The sequence below is a fragment of the Ensifer sp. B1-9 genome (assembly GCF_050474445.1).
Classification (GTDB): domain Bacteria; phylum Pseudomonadota; class Alphaproteobacteria; order Rhizobiales; family Rhizobiaceae; genus Ensifer.
In genome coordinates, this window is record NZ_JBCHVG010000018.1 from 13,280 (window position 1) to 34,058 (window position 20,779).

Here is a 20,779-nt window from a genome sequence, read left to right on the forward strand (position 1 = left end):
GGAATTCGCGCGGGGCGCAAGGCCCCGGGTTCAATGGGGATCGATGCGGTGATATGACATATTTCAAGAGAAAACCATCGTGCCGCAGACATCGATGATCAACTGGGCGACACGGATCAAAAGATCGGGACACCTGCGCATGCTCAAAGGCCGCCGTCCGTCTGTTTTCGCCTGGCTCCTGTCGGCCGCTTCCATCTGGCTTCCGCTGAGCCTCGCCCAGGCGCAAGACGCGGAGGAAGAAGAATACAAGCCGCAGCTTCCCGACGTCGCGATCTACAAGGCGATGCTCGACGCCAACAAGCAGACCGGCTGGGTGCAGTTCCGCAACTATGACGACCGGCAGCTCATCTATTTCACCGCCTTGCAGACGATGCATTGCCGGCTATCGGAAATCCGCTATTCGATCAATTCGGACGCGCTCGACCGGCGCTTCCCGCTGGCGAAGTGCAATCCGCAGATCCCCTTCAACCTGCCGGCCGACGAGACGGCGGAGTATGTCTATATCTCGTTGCCGGCGGATACCGCGAAGTCGCTGACGATCCAGGCGGTATGGGATGATGGCGCTGGAAGCGAGATCGTCGTTTACAAGCCGTGCGACAATGTCGGCGACGCTACTTGCGCCCAAATCAAGACGATCAAGAAACCGTCGAAACAACTGCAACAACCCAAGCCGGCCGATTCGCCGGTGCGCTCGGTCCAGGCGCCGATCCCGGGCAAGACCTTCAGCGAGCCGACACCCTCATCGGCAACCCGCCCCGCGGTTGAGTAGTGAGCCGCTGCACCGGCCAGGGGTTCGTCTCCTCGGTCGGGTCGAAGCGGTAGCGGTGCATCAGCACCGCGAGCGCGATCACTGCCTCCTGCAGGGCGAAAGTGGCGCCGATGCAGACGCGGGGGCCGGCGCCGAAGGGCAGATACTGGTAACGATGAAGCTTCTCACGGTTTTCCGGCAGGAAACGCTCGGGCATGAACGCGCGCGGTTTGTCCCAGTAGAGCACGTGGCGATGCAAGGTCCACGGCATGATCAGCACCGCGATGCCCTTGGGTATACGCACCCGCTCGCCTGACGGAGAAGTCCACTCGTCTTCCTCGATCGCAGCGCGGTTGATCGACGGCGCCGGCGGATAGAGCCGCATCGCTTCCTCGAAGGCGGCAAGCACATGCGGCATCAGGCCGAGCCATTCGACCGGATCGGCACCGCTCGCGATCGCGGCGTCGATTTCCGCCTCCATCGTCTCGCGATAGGCGGGCGTGTTGGCGACGCAATAGAGCGTCCAGGCGAGCGCGCGGGCGGTCGTCTCGTGCCCGGCACCGATGAAGGTCAGGATATTGTCCTCGATCTCGGCGGTCGAAAGGCCCTGGCTGCCCTCGATCTCCAGCAGCAGGGTCAGAAAATCCTTCGGCGTGCCTTCGGGGTCCTCCGCCATCTTGCGGCGCCGAAGCGCCATGGTCTCGGATACGATCGAGCGAAAACGGTTCATCACCCGCTTGCCGCCGATCCGCGTCGGGCGTGGCACCCATTCCGGCGCCAACAGAATATCCATCGGATCGACGCGTCCCATGCGGTGCAGGAGTTCCTCGACGCTCTGGACGAACCCGTCCCGCTCGACGGCGACTTCGCCGGAAAACAAGGTCTCGGCAAGAATGTCGAAGGTCAGCTCCGTCATGTCGTTGGCGATGTTGGTCGTGAACGGAGCCGTCTTGGCGCCGGCATAGCGCTCGACGAATGCTTCGGCGCTTCGCAACATCTGGCCGGCGAAACCCTTGGCGTGGCGCGGGGTGAAGACTGGCGCCATGGCCTTGCGCGAACGCTTCCAGACCTCGCCTTCGGCCGTCAGCAGGCCGTCGCGCAGGATCGGCCTGAGGATCAGCCGGCGAACCTTCGACATCTCGTAGTTGCCGACATTGTCGACGAGGATGTGGCGGATGAGGCCGGGATCGTTGACGATCAGCGTGCGCTGGGTGACGAACTTCGTCTCGATCCAGGGCAAGGTGTAGGACGGCTCACCCCACAATTCGAGTGGATTGCGTAAGACCGTCCTGATGATCTTCAGGTAGGAAGGGATGCCCACTCGAGGAACGGGAGCCGGCGGTTCGAAGGGCTCCGGACGCATGTCCATGGTGATTGCCTTTCTCGATTGCGCCAATGATTTCAGGTTTTTACGGCGCAATCAAGGAAAGTGCTTCACGTGAATCACAGCAGGTTTTCAAGCTCCGCAAGCTTGTCGTTGACGAGCCAGCCGTAATAGTTTTCCTCTGGCCATTGCGCCTGGCCGCTCTGGATCTTGGCGGCGAGGGCCGCAGCGCGGTCGTCCGGATTGCCGACATTGTAGAGCGTCGCGGTGATGCCGGGATTGCCGGAAATATCGAGGCCGGCGATCGACTTGTAGGCATCGATCGAATGGCGGATCGAAGCCGCCATATAGGCGAGCGAGACGTCCGGATCCATGATCGCCTCATAGACGCCGGCGGCATTGTTCTCGTCGAGACGGTCGTAGCCCGAGGTCTTCGCGACCATGTCGGTCAGCATCAGCGCCGTCAGCGGGTTGATCTGGCCGAGGCCGAAGGTCTGGCCGGCGAAGAAGGGCTGGAAGAAAACGGCGCTGAAGCGGTTGTTCGGGAAGGACTTGCCGCCGACCGATTTGCCGCGGAAGTCATTGTCCCAGACGCGCTCGCGGCAGCTCCAGAGCGCATAGGCGCCCTTCTTGGCGCCACACTCGGAAAATTGCGGCCGGGTTACGAATTCCGCGACCGTCTCGCCGTCATAACCGAACTGGAAGCTGTTGCCGGCGTAAGCGGCCGCCTTGACGTAATAGGACTGCAGCCGGTCGTAGGCGTCGACATTATAGGTGTGCTCGCCCACGATGGCGCCGACCATATGGATCGGCGCGATGCCATAGGCGCGCGACACGGACTTGATCTTGCTGATCAGTTGCTTGTCGGTCGCCAAGAGATCGCGGACTTTCTCGAACTTGGCATCGAAGGAGGTGCGGCCGGCCTTGGTGCGGCGCACGGAAGCGCCGGGGATGCCGGGCTGCTCGACATTGCGGTTTCCCGGCGGAACGGCGGTCGCTGCGATTGTCTGGCTTGCGGTCAGGCAAAACGTGGCGATAGCGAGCATGCAGGCGGTGAAACGCACGATCTCTTCTTCCTGTGAATGGTGGAGACGGCCTCGGTCGGCGGCGCGGCTCCTACGCCAAGATCATGTCGGAAAAATGCCCGGACCACGATCAATATGCACGTCCGTGTTAGAAAAAATGCAGGCGCCTGTCGAGAGACAGGCGCCTGCATATTCAGGGTTGCGGGCGTTTGCCCGCGCGTTCGACCCAAATGTCACAGGATGTAGCGTGACAGATCGGTGTTGGCGGCGAGATCGCCGACATGCTTGCGCACATACTCGGCGTCGATCGTCACCTCCTGGCCGCCGCGGTCGGGCGCGTTGAACGAGATCTCGTCCAGCACGCGCTCCATCACCGTCTGCAATCGGCGGGCGCCGATATTCTCGACTGTGGCGTTCAACTGCACGGCCACGTCGGCGAGCGCGTCGATCGCGTCGTCGGTGAAGTCGAGCTTGACCTCTTCCGTGTCCAGGAGCGCCTTGTACTGGCGGATGAGGCTGGCTTCCGTTTCCGTCAGGATGCGGCGGAAGTCTTCCTTGGTCAGCGCACGAAGCTCGACGCGGATCGGCAGTCGGCCCTGCAATTCCGGCAGGAGATCCGAGGGCTTGGCCACGTGGAAGGCGCCGGACGCGATGAAGAGGATGTGGTCGGTCTTGACCGGCCCGTACTTGGTCGCAACCGTCGTGCCTTCGACGAGCGGCAGCAAGTCCCGCTGCACGCCTTCGCGTGACACGCCCGCCCCCATGCCACCCTCTCGTGAGGCGATCTTGTCGATCTCGTCGAGAAAGACGATGCCGTCGTCCTCGACTGCCCGGACCGCCTCGCGCTGGATCTGCTCATTGTCGAGCAACTTGTCCGACTCGTCATTGATCAGCAGCTCATAGGAAGCCTTGACCGTCGTCTTGACCTTTTTCGTGCGGCCGCCCATGGCCTTGCCGAACATCTCGGAGAGGTTCAGCACGCCGATGTTGGCGCCGGGCATGCCCGGGATCTCGAAACCGCCGGGGGTAGCGGTGTCGGCAAGGTCGACCTCGATCTCCTTGTCGTCGAGCTCGTTGGCGCGCAGCTTCTTGCGGAAGGAATCGCGCGTCGCCGGCGAGGCCGTCGCGCCGACCAGCGCGTCCAGCACGCGCTCTTCGGCGTTCTGGTGGGCCTTGGCCTTGACTTCGGCGCGGCGCTTCTCGCGCACGAGACCAATGCCGACCTCGACGAGGTCACGCACGATCTGCTCGACATCGCGGCCGACATAGCCGACCTCGGTGAACTTGGTCGCCTCGACCTTGACGAAGGGCGCGCCGGCGAGTTTGGCCAGGCGCCTTGAAATCTCGGTCTTGCCGACGCCGGTGGGGCCGATCATCAGGATGTTCTTCGGCATCACCTCGTCGCGCAGCTCGTCGCCGAGCTGCTGACGGCGCCAGCGATTGCGAAGCGCAATGGCCACGGCGCGCTTGGCGTCCTTCTGGCCGATAATGTAGCGATCGAGCTCGGACACGATCTCTCTGGGTGAAAACGTACTCATCTAGTCCTCTCAAACTCGGTCCGTGTCAGCTCCATCAGGAGCGTGCGACCGGACGCATCTATCCATTCTGCGTAGGGCACGAAGCCGGCCTTGGCGTAGGCACTGACAGCTCTGCGGTTGCCTGCATCGGGGTCGATCACGATTCGCGAAGCGCCGGCGGCAAAGAGCCTTCCGGCGAAGGCTTTCAGGACGAGCGACGCGACACCCCTGCCCGTCATCTCCGGCGGGCCAATGAAGATGTCGACGCCGGGCACATCGGCCGGCAGATCCCTTGCCCAGGGCTCCTCGTCATATTGCGAGGGGGTCCAGGACTGGATGTAACCGGCCGGCTTATCGGCCAGGTGGAAGATGAAGCCTTCCACTTCTCCGGTCGCGCAGCCTTCGCGGATCAGCTCCACTTCTTTGTCCGGGTCGCCCCACCATTGCCGCACATGCGGTTCGCTCAGCCAGGCATGCAGCATCGAGAGGTGACCATCGGCCACCGGCACGAAGCTGACATGCGGCTGGTCATTCGGCATCCAGCGTCTCCACCACGATATTGTGGTTGGTATAGACGCAGATGTCACCGGCGATCTGCAGCGCCCGCCGGGCGATATCCTCGGCCGACTTGTCGCTGTCCATCAGGGCGCGCGCCGCGGCCAAGGCGTAATTGCCGCCGGAACCGATGGCGATCGTGCCATGCTCGGGTTCGAGAACGTCACCGTTGCCGGTGATCGCCAACGTTATCGACCTGTCGGCAACCAGCATCATCGCTTCGAGGTTGCGCAGATACTTGTTGGTGCGCCAGTCCTTGGCTAGCTCGACGGCCGCGCGCATGAGCTGGTCCGGATATTGCTCAAGCTTGGCCTCAAGCCTTTCGAGCAGCGTGAAGGCATCGGCGGTCGCGCCAGCAAAGCCGGCAATGACGTCGCCCTTGGCGAGGCGCCGCACCTTGCGGGCGTTGCTCTTCATCACGGTCTGGCCGAGGCTCACCTGGCCGTCGCCGGCCATCACCACCTTGCCATCCTTGCGTACCGTGATGATGGTCGTCGCATGCATCGTTCCGTAGGGATTGTGTTCACTCATGAAGATACCTGTCGGCCCCAGACATTTAGGGCGTTTACTTGGGGGCGTTGCGGCTCGTGACACGAGCCTGGTTGCTTGAGGCCTATGTAAGTACGGCAGACACATTTGCAAATGGCAACTGCCGCAGGCGCAATCTTCGTTCGGGGCCCGGTGTCGGATGATTCGAATCGGGCGCTCAAGTTCTGGATATTTGAGCATTTGCCTGATAAGGAGCGGCCCAGATCGCAAGCGAGCGCGAGACGAGGAGACCGCACGGACTTTCCTCATCGCACTGGCGCATACAGGAGAGCCTGATGGCAGAAGCCACGTCCAGCCGCACCGCACAGGTTTCGCGAAAGACCAACGAAACCGCGGTATCCGTATCGGTCAACGTCGACGGCACCGGAATCGCCAAGATTTCGACCGGCGTCGGCTTCTTCGACCATATGCTGGACCAGCTCGCCCGCCATTCCCTGATCGACATGGAGATCAAGACGGACGGCGACCTGCATGTCGACGACCACCATACGGTCGAAGACACCGGCATCGCCATCGGCCAGGCCATTGCCAAGGCGCTCGGAGACCGGCGCGGCATCACCCGCTACGCCTCGCTCGACCTTGCCATGGACGAGACGATGACGCGCGCAGCGGTCGACGTTTCCGGCCGGCCGTTCCTCGTCTGGAACGTGACCTTCACCTCGCCGAAGATCGGCACCTTCGATACGGAACTCGTGCGCGAATTCTTCCAGGCGCTCGCCCAGCACGCCGGGATCACGCTGCACATCCAGAACATCTACGGCGCCAACAACCATCATATCGCCGAGACCTGCTTCAAGTCCGTCGCCCGCGTGCTTCGCACGGCAACCGAAATCGACCCGCGCCAGGCCGGCCGCGTCCCCTCGACCAAGGGGACCCTTGCCTAAGCGGCCAGAGCGGGATGAGGAAAAGTGTGTGCGGTTTTCCGCCCGCATCCCGCTCTAACCTGTTAGAAGCGACCACGTTTATGATCTTGGGTCGAGTCGACTCAAGATCATCGTGATCTAGTCAGTGGCTGAACTCATGGCTTCTTACATGATCCTGACCCCGCCGGGTGCACGCGCCAATGACGAGCGTGCGCGCTTCGTCGCCGATGGTTTTTCCTGGACGGCCTTTCTGTTTCCGGCGCTCTGGCTTCTCGCCAAGCGGCAATGGGTAATCGGAATCGCAGTTGCCGTTCTGCAGATTTCGTTAATCTCGCTCTCGAACGTCGCAGGCGGTTTCCTCGCATCGGTGCTGGTACAGTTCGCGCTGCGGCTGCTCGTCGCGCTCGAAGGACCGGTTCTGGTGGCGCGCAGCCTGACGGCCCGCGACTGGACGCTGCGTTCCATCGTTCCTGCTCCGAACCTGGCGGCGGCCGAAGAGATCTACTTCACGAGCGTGGCTTCGAGCGAGAAGAAGCCGGCCCCACCCTCCCCGGCCGACTGGACCGCACGCAAGCCTTCGAACGGCGGACCCGGTCTCGGCCTTTTTGATACCTACGGAGAACGCTGATGCGCGTCGCCATTATCGACTACGGCTCGGGCAACCTGCGCTCGGCCACCAAAGCCTTCGAACGGGCCGCTCGCGAAGCCGGCATTTCGGCCGAGATCGACCTTACCGACAAACCGGAACGAGTGGCGAGCGCCGACCGCGTCGTGCTTCCGGGTGTCGGCGCCTATGCCGATTGCCGCCGCGGCCTTGCCGCCGTCGACGGGATGGAGCAGGCACTGACCGAGGCGGTGGAACAGGCGGGACGGCCGTTCCTCGGCATCTGCGTCGGCATGCAGCTGATGTCCTCGCGCGGGCTGGAAAAAACCATCACGCACGGCTTCGGCTGGATTCCCGGCGACGTCGTCGAAATGACGCCTTCCGACGCGTCGCTGAAGATCCCGCAGATCGGCTGGAACACGCTGAAGCTCAAGCGCGAGCACCCGCTGTTTGACGGCATCCGGGTTGGCGAAACCGGTCTGCATGCCTATTTCGTGCATTCGTACCACCTGGCGGCCGAGAACGCCGACGACGTGGTGGCCGAGGCGGACTACGGCGGTCCGGTCACGGCCTTCGTCGCCAACGGCAACAAGGCGGGCTCGCAGTTCCACCCGGAAAAGAGCCAGGCGCTCGGCCTCGCCCTCGTCTCGAATTTCCTGCGCTGGAAGCCCTGAGCTTTCGCACGACTGATTGGACAGACCCATGATCCTTTTTCCCGCGATCGACCTGAAAGACGGGCAATGCGTGCGCCTCAAGCTCGGCGACATGGACCAGGCGACGGTTTACAACCCCGACCCGGCAGCCCAGGCCCGCGCCTTTGAAGAGCAGGGCTTCGAGTGGCTGCACGTGGTGGACCTGAACGGTGCCTTTGCCGGCGAGACGGTCAACGGGGCTGCCGTTGACGCGATCCTCAAGGCGACCCGCAATCCGGTGCAACTCGGCGGCGGCATCCGCACGCTCGAGCATATCGAAAACTGGCTGTCGCGCGGGCTCGCCCGCGTCATACTCGGCACCGTCGCCGTGCGCGACCCGGCGCTCGTGATCGAAGCCTGCCGCAAGTTCCCGGGAAGGGTCGCCGTCGGCATCGACGCCAAGGGCGGCAAGGTCGCCGTCGAAGGCTGGGCGGAGGCCTCCGAGCTCGGTGTCATCGAGCTTGCGAAGAAGTTCGAAGGCGCCGGCGTCTCCGCGATCATCTATACGGACATCGACCGCGACGGCATCCTGACCGGTATCAACTGGGCCTCGACCTTGGAACTCGCGGACGCGGTTTCCATCCCGGTGATTGCGTCGGGCGGTCTCGCCTCGATGGACGACATCCGCCGCATGGTCGCGCCGGAAGCACGCAAGCTCGAAGGCGCCATTTCCGGCCGCGCGCTCTACGACGGCCGCATCGACCCGCAGAAGGCGCTGGACTTGATCCGCGCCGCGAGAAAGGCGTGAAACCATGACCCTCAAAGCCCGCGTTATTCCCTGCCTCGACGTCAAGGACGGCCGTGTGGTCAAGGGCGTCAACTTCGTCGACCTGATCGATGCCGGCGATCCGGTGGAAGCGGCACGCGCCTATGACGCCGCCGGCGCCGATGAGCTCTGCTTCCTCGACATCACCGCCTCCTCGGACAATCGCGAGACGATCTTCGACGTCGTCGCCCGCACGGCCGAGCAGTGCTTCATGCCGCTGACGGTCGGCGGCGGCGTGCGTCAGGTGGCCGATATCCGCAAGCTGCTGCTCGCTGGCGCCGACAAGGTGTCGATCAACACCGCCGCCGTGAAGAATCCGGAATTCGTCGCGGAAGCGGCCGACAAGTTCGGCAACCAGTGCATCGTCGTCGCGATCGACGCCAAGAAGGTATCGAAGGACGGCGAAGCGGACCGCTGGGAGATCTTCACCCATGGCGGGCGGCAACCGACCGGCATCGACGCGATCGAGTTCGCCCGCCGCGTCGTCGACCTCGGCGCCGGCGAGATCCTTTTGACCTCGATGGATCGCGACGGCACGAAGAGCGGCTACGACATCGCGCTCACCCGCGCGGTCGCCGACGCCGTTCGTGCGCCGGTCATCGCGTCCGGCGGCGTCGGGACCCTCGACCACATGGTCGCGGGCATCCGCGATGGCCACGCGACCGCCGTGCTCGCCGCCTCCATCTTCCACTTCGGCACCTATAGCATTGGCGAAACCAAGCGCTATATGGCGGAGCATGGCATCGCCATGCGCCTCGACTGAGCTTCAGGATCTTCCATGGCTGATTTCACACTTTCCGATCTCGAAGCCATCGTCGCGACACGCGCGAAGGCCGCGCCGGACGAATCCTGGACGGCAAAACTGGTGGCGAGCGGCCAGCCGAAGGCGGCCAAGAAACTCGGGGAAGAGGCGGTCGAGACGGTGATCGCCGCCATCAGCAACGACCGCGCGAATCTCATCGCCGAAAGCGCCGATCTCATCTATCATCTAATGGTCGTATTGAAGATCGCCGACGTTCCGTTGCAGGATGTGCTGAACGAACTTGCGCGGCGGACGAAGCAATCCGGCCTGCAGGAAAAGGCAAATCGGCAGAATCCATGACGATAGCGGCGAAAGACATCGAAGCGGCCGACCTGCCCGACAACCCGCAGAAGCGGGATTATTCGCCCTATCATTTCTTCACCGCCGAGGAATGGTCGCGCTTTCGCGCCGACACGCCCCTGACGCTGACGGCCGACGAAGTGCAGCGGCTGCGCTCGCTGAACGATCCGGTCGATCTCGGCGAAGTCCGGCAGATCTATCTGTCGCTGTCGCGCCTGCTCTCGACCCATGTGGAATCGTCGCAGATGCTCTTCGAGCAGCGCAAGCGCTTCCTCAGCATGTCGGACGAAACCAAGACGCCCTTCGTCATCGGCATCGCCGGGTCGGTTGCCGTCGGCAAGTCGACCACGGCGCGTATCCTCGCGCAGCTCCTGTCGCGCTGGCCATCGAGCCCGAAAGTCGATCTGGTGACGACGGACGGCTTCCTCTATCCGAATGCCGTGCTTCAGCGCGAAAACATGATGGATCGCAAGGGCTTTCCGGAGAGCTACGACGTCGGGGCGCTCCTGCGCTTCCTGTCGGCGATCAAGGCGGGACAGCCCAACGTCAAGGCGCCCAGCTATTCGCACCTGACCTATGACGTGCTGCCGGATCAGTTCACGGTCATCGACCGCCCGGATATCCTGATCTTCGAAGGCATCAACGTACTCCAGTCGCGCAACCTGCCGGCCGACGGCAAGATCGTGCCGATGGTCTCGGATTTCTTCGACTTCTCGATCTACATCGATGCCGAAGAGAGCCTGATCCACAGCTGGTACGTCAACCGCTTCATGCGGCTGCGTGAAACCGCCTTCAAGAACCCGGAATCCTACTTCCATCGCTACGCCACGATCAGCGAGGATGCAGCCCGTGCGATTGCCGAGGGCCTGTGGCACAACATCAATCTGAAAAACCTGCACCAGAACATCCTGCCGACGCGCCCGCGCGCCGACCTGATCCTGCAGAAGGGGCCGAACCACCTGACGGAAAAGGTAGCACTCAGGAAGCTGTAGGCCATAAATTACGCAATTCCGAACGGAAAGCCCGCCACGCACTTTTCCTGGAATTGCTCTGAGCGTTCGACCGATGGTCAAGAATTGACGCGCCGCAGCGTCAGATTGACCCGGCCGCCATTCTTCAGCAGCGTCGACGTGTTCGGGTAGATCCGGTCGACGCCATGGAAGGCGAGCCGGCCTTCCCCGCCCAGCACCACGACGTCGCCGCTTTCGAGCCGGAAAGACATGGTCTGCCCGCCGCGCTGGTTGCCGCCGACGCGAAAGAGGCAGCTATCGCCGAGCGAGATCGATACGACGGCCGTTTCGAGATCGCGCTCGTCGCGGTCCTGGTGCAGGCCCATGCGGGCCTCCTCGGAATAGAAGTTGACCAGGCAGGCTTCCGGCGTCTTGTTGCTGGCGGAGACCGCTCGCCAGATCTCGAGCAGTATATCCGGCATCGACGGCCAAGGCCGGCCGGTCACCGGATGCTGAGCCTGGTAGCGATAGCCGCGATCGCGATCCGTGACCCAGCCGAGCGAACCGCAATTGGTCATGCGCACCGACATGGGTTTGCCCGTCTTCGGCATTTCCGGCACGAACAACGGCGCTTCGGCAACGACGAGGCGGATCGCCTCGACGAGCTGCTCCTGCCGGGTTCGATCAAGAAAACCCGGAATATGTCTGATCCCTTTCGGGAGCACCTGCATGGGTGACAGTCCTCTTATTCGAGGCCGAGAAGCGCTGCCGGTACGCCATAGCGAAGCGGCCAGCCGGCATAGGCGACATCCGTCGGCCCGACGACGTGGTCGATCAGGTTCCAGCGGCCGTTCTGGAAACAGACCAGAGCGGGATAAGGAAAAGTGTGCGCGGTTTTCCGCCCGTATCCCGCTCTAACTTAAAAGAACCGATCACGTTTATGATTGGGTCGCTCCGACCCAAATCATCGTGATCTTGTGCAAACACCGTCCGACCATCCATCATCTCGGCCTCGACGCGCAACCCGGTTTGCGCAAGATCGATCGCGCCGCCGCCGGGACGCTGCGGCTCCACCTGCATGAAGGCCCAGTTGGGCGAGGCGCGCATCGTCGTCACGACGAATTCGACAGGGCCGCGCATCTCCGCCTCGACCGCCGGGCGGATCGCGTCGAGGATCGCGGCACGTTCGGCACTGCCCTTGGCGGGCTCACGGACAGGCTGCGCCATTGAAGCGCCGGCAAGCCAGAGGCTCGCCAGCGCGGCGATTGACAGGGAGCGCCAGACCGACACGCTCAAGCGGCATCCAGATCCGGGATGCGCAGAACCTGGCCGGGGTAGATCTTGTCCGGATGCGTCAGCATCGGCTTGTTGGCTTCGAAAATGGCCGTGTGCTTGGCCCCCCTGCCCTTGCCGTATTGCGCTTCGGCGATCTTCCAGAGGTTATCGCCCTTCTTGACGGTATAGAAAACCGGCTGCTTGGCCGGAGCAGGCGCAGCGCCGGCATCGGCGACCTTGAGCTCCGAGGCCTCAACCGCCGAGACACCGAGCGTATTGCCGACGGCAACGACGGCCTTTTCGAAGACGCTCTGGTCCTTCACGACACCTTTCAGCACGACCTTGTCACCGGCCACTTCGACCTGCACGTCCTTGGTGCCGAGATCGTGGGACGCAAGCTCCTTCTGAACGCTTTCGGCATCCGGAGCATCATCGTCACCGCCGATGCCGAGCTTCTTGCCGGCATTCTTGATAAAGCTGAAAAGACCCATGAATATCTCCTTTTGCCAAAACACTGCCGATAAGAGAGGGCGCCGCCTGCCAAAGGCAAGGAGCGGCAAAAAAGAAATCAGTCTCCGGCCGGCCGCCCCCGAAGCTTCTTGATCTCACCGCGCCCGGACTTCTCCTTGAGGCGCCGCTCGACGGAGCCACGGGTCGGTTTCGTCTTCTTGCGCGGCGGCGGCGGCGGCTCCGCGGCCTTGAGAATCAGTTCCTTCAGCCGCTCGCGCGCATCCTCGCGGTTGCGCTCCTGGCTGCGAAAACGGCTGGCTTCGATCATCAGAACGCCCTCTTTCGAGGCGCGACGACCGGCGATCTTCAGCGCATTGGCCTTGATGCGATCGGAGAGAGCCGGCGAGGCCAACACGTTGAAGAACAACTGGACGGCCGTCGACACCTTGTTGACGTTCTGCCCGCCCGGCCCGCCGGCCAGCACGAATTGCTCCGTCAGCTCCCAGCCGGCAATCACGATGTTGTCGTTTATGTAAAGCGGGTCACTGGCCATGGTTCACCTCACCCCGATCTATGGCACAGAGCGAACCTCTTGAAAATATTAGCGCGAAAACGAAAAACCCGGCCGTGAGAGGCCGGGTTTCACGTGAATCATAGCCGACGATCTTTATTCGGCGGCGATTTTCGTGCCGGGAGCCGCGTCGCGAACGCTGCCGTCCACATGGCCCTCGAACTTGGCGAAGTTCGCGATGAACATGTCGACGAGGCGGCGTGCCTGCGCGTCGTAGGCTGCACCGTCGGCCCAGGTCGAGCGCGGATCAAGAATGCCGTCTTCGACACCGGGGACCGAGACCGGAACGGCGAAGCCGAAGTTGGCGTCGGTGCGGAGCTCGGCAGCATTCAGCGAGCCGTCGAGAGCGGCGGCGAGCAGAGCGCGCGTCACCTTGATCGGCATGCGGCTGCCGGTGCCGTAGGCGCCGCCGGTCCAACCGGTGTTGACCAGCCAGCAGGTGACGCCGTTCTTGGCGATCAGGTCCTTCAGGAGGTTGCCGTATTCCGACGGATGACGCGGCATGAAGGGCGCGCCGAAGCAGGTCGAGAACGTGGCTTCCGGCTCGGTGACACCTTTTTCCGTACCGGCGACCTTGGCAGTATAACCGGAGAGGAAGTGATACATCGCCTGTTCCGGCGTCAGCTTGGCGATCGGCGGCATCACGCCGAAGGCGTCGGCCGTCAGCATGATGATGGTGCGCGGCTGCGGCGCAGTGCCGGTGGCGCTGGCGTTCGGGATATAGTCGAGCGGATAGGCGATACGGGTGTTTTCCGTCAGCGAGCCATCGTCGAAGTCCGGAACGCGGCGCTCATCGAGCACGACGTTTTCCATCACGGTGCCGAAGCGGCGAGTGGTCGCGTAGATCTCCGGCTCGGCAGCTTCCGACAGACGGATCGCCTTGGCGTAGCAGCCGCCTTCGAAGTTGAAAACGCCCTGTTCGCCCCAGCCATGCTCGTCGTCGCCGATCAGCGTGCGGGTCGGGTCGGCCGAAAGCGTTGTCTTGCCGGTGCCGGAGAGGCCGAAGAAGATTGCCGTGTCACCGGCCGGGCCGACATTGGCCGAGCAGTGCATCGGCATGACGCCCTTCTTGGGCAGCAGGTAGTTGAGAACGGTGAAGACCGACTTTTTCATTTCGCCGGCATAGGAGGTACCGCCGATGAGGATCAGGCCGTTGGTGAAGTCGCAGGCAATGACCGTCTCCGTACGGCAGCCGTGGCGCTCCGGGTCAGCCTTGAAGCTCGGCAGATCGATGATCGTCAGCTTCGGCAGGAAGGAGGCGAGTGCCTCGCGGGCCGGACGGATCAAGAGATTGCGGATGAACAGCGAATGCCAAGCATATTCGGTGACGACGCGGGTCGGAAGGGCGTTGTCGGCATCGGCGCCGCCGACGAGGTCCTGCACATAGAGCGACATGCCCTTGGCGTGATCGAGCATGTCCTGGCGCAGCAGGGCAAAATGCTCGGGAGACATCGGCTTGTTGTTGTCCCACCAGATCTGATCGTCGGTGTTCGCATCGCGAACGACGAACTTGTCCTTCGGCGAACGGCCGGTGTGCTGCCCGGTACGGGCGACGAGGGCGCCGTGTGCCGTCAGCTCAGCCTCGCCGCGACGAAGAGCCTCCTCATAAAGCTCTGCGGCTTCGAGGTTGTACCGAACCTTTTCCAGGTCGATAAAGCCGAGTTTTTCCAAGCCGTTCGCGAGATTGCGAGTGCCGAGTTGCTCCATGGTCAAGCTTCCTTCGTGTTTGGCCATTGGCGTTGAATTTCGCCGGACCATACTTGCATGCTCGCTCAAAAACAAGGCGGCGTCAAAAAAAGAATAATGATTTCAGTATATTAATCGATTTAAAGAAAATTATCGTTTTTTTAATCGGTTGAATTGGACCTGCCAAACACCAATGTGACAGGGCCTATCCTATCGTCACGACAGGTGCTTTTTGCCCTTCGCCACAATTTGTTCCACCTTTATACTCACTAACGCACCCGTGACTCGCGAATGCCGGAGTTTTCGGGGACGAGACCGGCACCTCAAAAGACGGAGTTGAACACGATGCAGACCATCGCGCTTGTCGATGATGACCGGAATATTCTGACGTCCGTATCCATCGCCCTTGAGGCAGAGGGCTACAAGGTCGAGACCTATACCGACGGTGCTTCCGCGCTCGAGGGCCTGCTCGCCCGGCCGCCGCAACTGGCGATCTTCGACATCAAGATGCCGCGCATGGACGGCATGGAGTTGCTGCGCCGCCTGAGACAGAAGTCCGACCTGCCGGTGATCTTCCTCACTTCTAAGGACGAAGAGATCGACGAACTCTTCGGTCTGAAAATGGGTGCCGACGACTTCATTACCAAGCCGTTCTCGCAGCGCCTGCTGGTCGAACGCGTCAAGGCGATCCTGCGCCGGGCCGCAAATCGCGAGGCTGCGGCCGGCAACTCGACGACCACCGTCAAGGCATCCGACGCGCCGTCGCGCTCGCTCGAGCGCGGTCAGTTGGTGATGGACCAGGAACGCCACACCTGCACGTGGAAGAGCGAGCCGGTCACGCTGACGGTGACGGAATTTCTCATCCTGCATTCGCTTGCCCAGCGCCCGGGCGTGGTGAAGAGCCGCGACGCGCTGATGGACGCGGCCTATGACGAGCAGGTTTATGTCGACGACCGCACCATCGACAGCCACATCAAGCGGCTGCGCAAGAAGTTCAAGATGGTCGACAACGACTTTGATATGATCGAGACGCTCTACGGTGTCGGTTACCGTTTCCGGGAGACCGCCTGAGCCACAGGGGCTTGCCATCGCTCCCAGAGTGGCGCATTCAAGGCGGCGCTATGGGAGCATGGCCGACGGCCTCCTTTGAAGCTCGCAGCGATCTCCGCCGTCTTTGGACCGGACCATAGAAGACAGCGACGATGCGACCGGCCCCGGCCGGCAGCGATGTCGTCATCGAACGAACGTGAAGGCAGTCCGCGCGGGAGCGGGACATTTGGTAGAAGTCTTGCAAGGCGACATCGAAGACAGCGACGGGCGTGCGCAGGCGCAGAACGGCCAACGCCGCTGGGCACATCCCTTCACGCTGATTCGTCGGCTGTTCGGTAACGCCGTCTTCTCGAGCCTCACCCGCCGCATCGTCTTCTTCAACCTCGTGGCACTCGTCGTCCTCGTCGGCGGCATCATGTATCTCAACCAGTTCCGCGAGGGGCTGATCGACGCACGTGTCGAAAGCCTGCTGACCCAGGGTGAAATCATCGCCGGCGCGATCTCAGCTTCCGCCTCGGTCGACACCAACTCGATCACCATCGACCCCGAAAAGCTTCTGGAGCTGCAGGCGGGCCAGAGCATCACGCCGCTTCCGAGCGACGAGGATCTCGACTTCCCGATCATCCAGGAACGCGTCGCTCCGGTTCTGCGCCGCCTGATCTCGCCGACGCGCACCCGCGCCCGCCTGTTCGATGCCGATGCCGACCTGCTGCTCGATTCCCGACATCTCTATAGCGGCGGCCAGGTGCTGCGCTTCGACCTGCCGCCGATCGAACCGGAATCGACTGGCATCGGCGAAAAGCTCAACAGCTGGCTGAACAAGCTGCTGCAGCCGGGCAATCTGCCGCTCTACAAGGAACCGCCGGGTGGCAACGGCTCGATCTATCCTGAGGTCACCAACGCGCTGACCGGCGTGCGCGGCTATGTCGAGCGCGTGACCGAGAAGGGCGAACTCATCGTTTCGGTGGCCGTTCCCGTCCAACGTTTCCGCGCCGTGCTCGGCGTGCTGCTGCTGTCGACGCAAGCCGGCGACATCGACAAGATCGTCCAGGCGGAGCGCCTCGCCATCATCCGCGTCTTCGGCGTCGCTGCCCTCGTCAACATCATCCTGTCGCTGCTTCTGTCCTCGACGATCGCAAACCCGCTGCGGCGCCTGGCAGCGGCGGCCGTGCGTGTGCGCCGCGGCGGCGCCAAGGAGCGCGAGGAAATCCCCGATTTCTCCTCGCGCCAGGACGAGATCGGCAACCTTTCCGTCGCGCTCCGCGAGATGACGACCGCGCTCTACGATCGGATCGCGGCGATCGAGAATTTCGCCGCCGACGTCAGCCACGAGCTGAAAAACCCCCTCACCTCGCTGCGCAGCGCCGTCGAAACCCTGCCTTTGGCACGCACCGACGAATCGAAGAAGCGCTTGATGGACGTCATCCAGCATGACGTCCGCCGCCTCGATCGCCTGATCAGCGACATCTCGGACGCCTCGCGGCTCGACGCCGAACTCGCCCGCAGCGATGCCAAGACCATCGACCTCGAAAAACTTCTGGGCGACCTCGTGGACATTTCGCGCCAGGTCCGCAGCAAGAAGAAGACGGTGCTGCTCGACTTCGTCATCGACCGCAAGGATAGCCCGAAGGCCCGCTTTGCCGTCAGTGGCTATGAGCTGCGCATCGGGCAGATCATCACCAACCTGATCGAGAACGCCCGATCCTTCGTTCCCGAAGACGGCGGGCGGATCGTCGTGCGCCTCACACGGTCGCGATCGCGCTGCCTCGTCTATGTCGAGGACAACGGCCCCGGCATCCAGGCGGAAGACATCGACCGCATCTTCGAGCGCTTCTACACCGATCGGCCGGAAGGCGAGGATTTCGGCCAGAACTCCGGCCTCGGCCTGTCGATCTCCAGACAGATCGCCGAAGCGCATGGCGGTACGCTGAAGGCGGAGAACATCATCGCGCAGGATGGCCATGTCAGCGGCGCGCGCTTCATCCTGTCACTTCCCGCCGAGCCGCACGCATGACGGCCGCCCGCGCCAATGTCCACGGCACCGCCATCGTGCTCGGGACGCGCGGCTTCCTGATCACGGGCCCTTCCGGCATCGGCAAGTCCAGGCTGGCGCTTGCATGCATCACTGCCGCACGACAGGCCGGCCACTTCGCGGCTCTCGTTGCCGACGATCGGGTGGATCTGAGCCTGGAACACGACAGGATCGTCGCACGCTGTCCGCCTTCCATTCACGGCCTGATCGAAATCCGCGGCGCCGGCATCGGCAAGATCGAAACTGTGCCTGCCGCGGTGATGGATTGGGCCCTGCTGCCGGTCAATGCGCCTTTCGACCCGCGCCTAGCGCCGGAAGACGAGATGCTGCCTTTGCCACTCGGGCGAGCGCTGCCGATTGTTCGCGTTCCCGTTGAAGAGGGGGCGCAGGTTCTCAATATTCTGCGCATGCTGATCGCCGAAAATTTGGGTTTCTAGCCCGATTTACCGTCAGTGCGGCTGGTTTTTCAGCATTTTTGGCTTGCACTTCCCCTTTTCCTTGCCAAGATGGCCGCCCCAACAGGTGGACGAAATTGCTGCATTGCGATATCTGGCCATCAGTGAATTGCGTGTGCAGTTGGAGCGAAGATACCCATGATCGGACTTGTGCTTGTCACCCATGGCAAGCTGGCTGAGGAATTTCGACTTGCGCTCGAGCATGTCGTCGGTCCGCAAAAAGCTATAGAGACCGTCTGCATCGGCCCCGAGGACGACATGGACCAGCGTCGACAGGATATCCTCGATGCGGTTACCAATGTCGACGAAGGCAACGGTGTCATCATCCTGACCGACATGTTCGGCGGAACCCCCTCCAACCTCGCCATCTCGGTGATGCGCAGCGGTACCGTCGAAGTGATTGCCGGCGTCAACCTGCCGATGCTGATCAAGCTCGCCGGCGTACGCGGCGAGAGCGACATGGACAAGGCGCTGGTCGAAGCCTCGGAAGCCGGACGGAAATACATCAACGTCGCCAGCCGCGTCCTGAGTGGTAAGTAATGGATCATCGCCCCGACATGTCGCTGACGCGCGAACTGCTGATCATCAACAAGCGAGGCCTGCATGCGCGGGCATCGGCGAAGTTCGTGCAGACGGTCGAGGCCTATGACGCCGAGATTACGGTGTCAAAGGACGGCATGACGGTCGGCGGAACATCGATCATGGGATTGATGATGCTGGCTGCCAGCACCGGCTGCAGCGTATGCGTGACCGCAAGTGGCGCGCAGGCCGAAGAGGCGCTGAACGCGCTCGACGCATTGGTCGCGGACAAGTTCGGCGAAGAGATGTGACTGACAATATAAAGATATAAAGACTTCTTTATATCGATATTGCCCTCTCTCCTGATTCCTGATAGATCGATCGCACTCTCACCGCGTCGCACAGGCGCGGGAGGCATAATCGCGCCGCAGTTCGGTTGAAGCCATGCGGCTTGAAGAGATCAGCCCGGAGAATTCCATGACCACCACTCAGGACTATATCGTCGCCGACATCGGTCTCGCCGATTTCGGACGCAAGGAAATTGCGATCGCCGAAACGGAAATGCCGGGCCTGATGGCCTGCCGCGAAGAGTTCGGCGCTGCGAAGCCGCTGAAGGGCGCGCGCATCACCGGCTCGCTGCACATGACCATCCAGACCGCCGTCCTGATCGAGACGCTGGTTGCCCTCGGCGCCGACGTGCGCTGGGCGTCCTGCAACATCTTCTCGACCCAGGATCACGCAGCCGCCGCGATTGCCGCAAGCGGCGTTCCGGTCTTCGCCGTCAAGGGTGAAACGCTCGAGGAATACTGGACCTACACGGACAAGATCTTCCAGTGGGCCGACGGCGGCGTTTCGAACATGATCCTCGACGACGGTGGCGACGCCACCATGTACATCCTGCTCGGCGCCCGCGCCGAAGCCGGCGAGAACGTGCTCTCGAACCCCGGTTCCGAGGAAGAGGAAATCCTCTTCGCGCAGATCAAGAAGCGCCTTGAGGCTTCGCCGGGCTGGTTCACCAAACAGCGCGACGCCATCAAGGGCGTGACCGAAGAAACCACCACCGGCGTCAACCGCCTCTACCAGCTCCAGGCCAAGGGCCTGCTGCCCTTCCCGGCGATCAACGTCAACGACTCGGTCACCAAGTCGAAGTTCGACAACAAGTACGGCTGCAAGGAATCGCTGGTCGACGGCATCCGCCGCGGCACCGACGTGATGATGGCCGGCAAGGTCGCCGTCGTCTGCGGTTACGGCGACGTCGGCAAGGGCTCGGCAGCGTCGCTCGCCGGCGCCGGCGCCCGCGTTAAGGTCACCGAGGTCGACCCGATCTGCGCGCTGCAGGCCGCCATGGACGGCTATGAAGTCGTTCAGCTCGAAGACGTCGTCTCGAGCGCCGACATCTTCATCACGACCACCGGCAACAAGGACGTCATCCGCATGGACCACATGCGCGAGATGAAGGACATGGCGATCGTCGGCAACATCGGCCACTTCGACAACGAGATTCAGGTCTCGGCGCTGCGTAACCTGAAGTGGACGAACATCAAGCCGCAGGTCGACATGATCGAGTTCCCGAAGGGCAACCGCATGATCCTGCTGTCGGAAGGTCGCCTCCTGAACCTCGGCAACGCCACCGGCCACCCGTCCTTCGTCATGTCGGCCTCGTTCTCCAACCAGGTCCTGGCGCAGATCGAGCTCTTCACCAAGGGCGAGAAGTACAAGAACGAAGTCTACGTCCTGCCGAAGCAGCTCGACGAGAAGGTCGCTCGCCTGCACCTGAAGAAGCTCGGCGCCAAGCTCACCGAGCTTTCCGAAGAGCAGGCCAGCTACATCGGCGTGAAGACGCAGGGCCCGTTCAAGGCTGAGCACTACCGGTACTAATCGTTACCCGGGCAATCCACAACATCTTGTGGCCGCGTTCTTGACAAGAGAGCGCGGCCGCTTTTTTGGGCCTCTCCCTTCCCGACGATTCGACTAGGAAGTATGCTCTAACCCATTGATTCGTGATGCCGGTGCGGACCTTGGGCATCGCGGATGGGATGTCTTGTC

The 20,779-nt window shown here is 62.5% G+C and carries 24 protein-coding genes; 14 read left to right on the forward strand and 10 right to left on the reverse strand.

What is annotated here, in order from left to right:
• Positions 1 to 139 precede the first annotated feature (139 nt).
• Positions 140 to 769 carry a hypothetical protein gene (locus ACQ5BM_RS28890; protein ID WP_429818709.1) on the forward strand — a complete coding sequence of 210 codons (630 nt, stop codon included), beginning with the start codon at positions 140 to 142 and terminating at the stop codon, positions 767 to 769.
• Here ACQ5BM_RS28890 and ACQ5BM_RS28895 read toward each other — a convergent pair.
• The 5 genes from ACQ5BM_RS28895 to hslV all read right to left on the reverse strand — a co-directional run bounded on the left by ACQ5BM_RS28895 (position 723) and on the right by hslV (position 5,700).
• Complete coding sequence (locus ACQ5BM_RS28895; RefSeq protein WP_429818711.1) at positions 723 to 2,117, reverse strand: cytochrome P450; 1,395 nt, start codon at positions 2,115 to 2,117, stop codon at positions 723 to 725. The two genes, ACQ5BM_RS28890 and ACQ5BM_RS28895, sit on opposite strands and share 47 nt — an antisense overlap.
• A gap of 74 nt (positions 2,118 to 2,191) precedes the next feature.
• On the reverse strand, positions 2,192 to 3,136 hold the full coding sequence (locus ACQ5BM_RS28900) for a DUF1402 family protein (protein WP_429818713.1): 945 nt from the start codon (positions 3,134 to 3,136) through the stop codon (positions 2,192 to 2,194).
• Positions 3,137 to 3,330: 194 nt separating this feature from the next.
• Positions 3,331 to 4,635 carry an ATP-dependent protease ATPase subunit HslU gene (hslU, locus tag ACQ5BM_RS28905; RefSeq protein WP_429818715.1) on the reverse strand — a complete coding sequence of 435 codons (1,305 nt, stop codon included), beginning with the start codon at positions 4,633 to 4,635 and terminating at the stop codon, positions 3,331 to 3,333.
• A complete protein-coding gene (locus tag ACQ5BM_RS28910; RefSeq protein ID WP_429818717.1) occupies positions 4,632 to 5,153 on the reverse strand; it encodes a GNAT family N-acetyltransferase in 522 nt (173 codons plus the stop codon). Before ACQ5BM_RS28910 ends, hslU begins: the two co-directional genes overlap by 4 nt.
• On the reverse strand, positions 5,143 to 5,700 hold the full coding sequence (hslV, locus tag ACQ5BM_RS28915; protein ID WP_429818719.1) for an ATP-dependent protease subunit HslV: 558 nt from the start codon (positions 5,698 to 5,700) through the stop codon (positions 5,143 to 5,145). The genes ACQ5BM_RS28910 and hslV overlap by 11 nt, the downstream gene beginning before the upstream one ends.
• A gap of 293 nt (positions 5,701 to 5,993) precedes the next feature.
• Here hslV and hisB point away from each other — a divergent pair, with 293 nt between their 5' ends.
• The 7 genes from hisB to coaA all read left to right on the forward strand — a co-directional run bounded on the left by hisB (position 5,994) and on the right by coaA (position 10,737).
• Entirely contained in the window at positions 5,994 to 6,602 is a 609-nt protein-coding gene (gene hisB / locus ACQ5BM_RS28920; RefSeq protein WP_429818721.1) for an imidazoleglycerol-phosphate dehydratase HisB, read from the forward strand.
• 136 nt (positions 6,603 to 6,738) lie between these two features.
• Positions 6,739 to 7,209: a DUF2628 domain-containing protein gene (locus ACQ5BM_RS28925; RefSeq protein ID WP_429818723.1), complete on the forward strand. Its 471-nt coding sequence runs from the start codon at positions 6,739 to 6,741 to the stop codon at positions 7,207 to 7,209.
• Entirely contained in the window at positions 7,209 to 7,859 is a 651-nt protein-coding gene (gene hisH, locus ACQ5BM_RS28930; RefSeq protein ID WP_429818725.1) for an imidazole glycerol phosphate synthase subunit HisH, read from the forward strand. The genes ACQ5BM_RS28925 and hisH overlap by 1 nt, the downstream gene beginning before the upstream one ends.
• A gap of 28 nt (positions 7,860 to 7,887) precedes the next feature.
• Entirely contained in the window at positions 7,888 to 8,625 is a 738-nt protein-coding gene (hisA, locus tag ACQ5BM_RS28935) for a 1-(5-phosphoribosyl)-5-[(5-phosphoribosylamino)methylideneamino]imidazole-4-carboxamide isomerase (RefSeq protein WP_429818727.1), read from the forward strand.
• 4 nt (positions 8,626 to 8,629) lie between these two features.
• Positions 8,630 to 9,406 carry an imidazole glycerol phosphate synthase subunit HisF gene (gene hisF / locus ACQ5BM_RS28940; RefSeq protein ID WP_429818729.1) on the forward strand — a complete coding sequence of 259 codons (777 nt, stop codon included), beginning with the start codon at positions 8,630 to 8,632 and terminating at the stop codon, positions 9,404 to 9,406.
• 15 nt (positions 9,407 to 9,421) lie between these two features.
• The gene (locus ACQ5BM_RS28945; RefSeq protein ID WP_429818731.1) at positions 9,422 to 9,745 is read left to right on the forward strand and encodes a phosphoribosyl-ATP diphosphatase; all 324 of its coding nucleotides are present in this window, start codon (positions 9,422 to 9,424) and stop codon (positions 9,743 to 9,745) included.
• Positions 9,742 to 10,737, forward strand: coding sequence for a type I pantothenate kinase (gene coaA, locus ACQ5BM_RS28950; RefSeq protein WP_247959311.1), 996 nt, complete (start codon positions 9,742 to 9,744; stop codon positions 10,735 to 10,737). Before ACQ5BM_RS28945 ends, coaA begins: the two co-directional genes overlap by 4 nt.
• A 77-nt stretch (positions 10,738 to 10,814) precedes the next feature.
• Here the strand turns inward: coaA and ACQ5BM_RS28955 are convergent, their stop codons facing one another.
• From ACQ5BM_RS28955 to ACQ5BM_RS28975, 5 genes are all read right to left on the reverse strand, one after another.
• Positions 10,815 to 11,426 carry an alpha-ketoglutarate-dependent dioxygenase AlkB gene (locus tag ACQ5BM_RS28955; RefSeq protein ID WP_429818735.1) on the reverse strand — a complete coding sequence of 204 codons (612 nt, stop codon included), beginning with the start codon at positions 11,424 to 11,426 and terminating at the stop codon, positions 10,815 to 10,817.
• A 103-nt stretch (positions 11,427 to 11,529) separates the two neighbouring features.
• Positions 11,530 to 11,985 (reverse strand): hypothetical protein, encoded by a 456-nt coding sequence (locus tag ACQ5BM_RS28960; protein ID WP_429818883.1) that lies wholly within the window; start codon positions 11,983 to 11,985, stop codon positions 11,530 to 11,532.
• Between the two features lie 2 nt (positions 11,986 to 11,987).
• Complete coding sequence (gene lysM / locus ACQ5BM_RS28965; RefSeq protein ID WP_429818737.1) at positions 11,988 to 12,461, reverse strand: peptidoglycan-binding protein LysM; 474 nt, start codon at positions 12,459 to 12,461, stop codon at positions 11,988 to 11,990.
• Between the two features lie 77 nt (positions 12,462 to 12,538).
• Positions 12,539 to 12,973 (reverse strand): alternative ribosome rescue aminoacyl-tRNA hydrolase ArfB, encoded by a 435-nt coding sequence (arfB, locus tag ACQ5BM_RS28970; RefSeq protein ID WP_173517987.1) that lies wholly within the window; start codon positions 12,971 to 12,973, stop codon positions 12,539 to 12,541.
• A 114-nt stretch (positions 12,974 to 13,087) separates the two neighbouring features.
• A complete protein-coding gene (locus ACQ5BM_RS28975) occupies positions 13,088 to 14,698 on the reverse strand; it encodes a phosphoenolpyruvate carboxykinase (RefSeq protein ID WP_429818739.1) in 1,611 nt (536 codons plus the stop codon).
• Between the two features lie 324 nt (positions 14,699 to 15,022).
• On the opposite strand from ACQ5BM_RS28975, the gene chvI reads away from it, so the two are divergent.
• The 6 genes from chvI to ahcY all read left to right on the forward strand — a co-directional run bounded on the left by chvI (position 15,023) and on the right by ahcY (position 20,611).
• Positions 15,023 to 15,748 (forward strand): two-component system response regulator ChvI, encoded by a 726-nt coding sequence (gene chvI / locus ACQ5BM_RS28980; RefSeq protein WP_429818741.1) that lies wholly within the window; start codon positions 15,023 to 15,025, stop codon positions 15,746 to 15,748.
• A 205-nt stretch (positions 15,749 to 15,953) separates the two neighbouring features.
• Positions 15,954 to 17,741 (forward strand): stimulus-sensing domain-containing protein, encoded by a 1,788-nt coding sequence (locus ACQ5BM_RS28985; RefSeq protein WP_429818743.1) that lies wholly within the window; start codon positions 15,954 to 15,956, stop codon positions 17,739 to 17,741.
• Positions 17,738 to 18,196, forward strand: a complete 459-nt coding sequence (locus tag ACQ5BM_RS28990) for an HPr kinase/phosphorylase (protein WP_429818746.1) — start codon at positions 17,738 to 17,740, stop codon at positions 18,194 to 18,196. Before ACQ5BM_RS28985 ends, ACQ5BM_RS28990 begins: the two co-directional genes overlap by 4 nt.
• Positions 18,197 to 18,352: 156 nt before the next feature.
• Positions 18,353 to 18,754, forward strand: a complete 402-nt coding sequence (locus ACQ5BM_RS28995; protein ID WP_065774303.1) for a PTS sugar transporter subunit IIA — start codon at positions 18,353 to 18,355, stop codon at positions 18,752 to 18,754.
• A complete protein-coding gene (locus tag ACQ5BM_RS29000; protein WP_336171437.1) occupies positions 18,754 to 19,044 on the forward strand; it encodes an HPr family phosphocarrier protein in 291 nt (96 codons plus the stop codon). Before ACQ5BM_RS28995 ends, ACQ5BM_RS29000 begins: the two co-directional genes overlap by 1 nt.
• Positions 19,045 to 19,210: 166 nt before the next feature.
• Entirely contained in the window at positions 19,211 to 20,611 is a 1,401-nt protein-coding gene (gene ahcY / locus ACQ5BM_RS29005) for an adenosylhomocysteinase (RefSeq protein ID WP_429818749.1), read from the forward strand.
• Positions 20,612 to 20,779 lie beyond the last annotated feature (168 nt).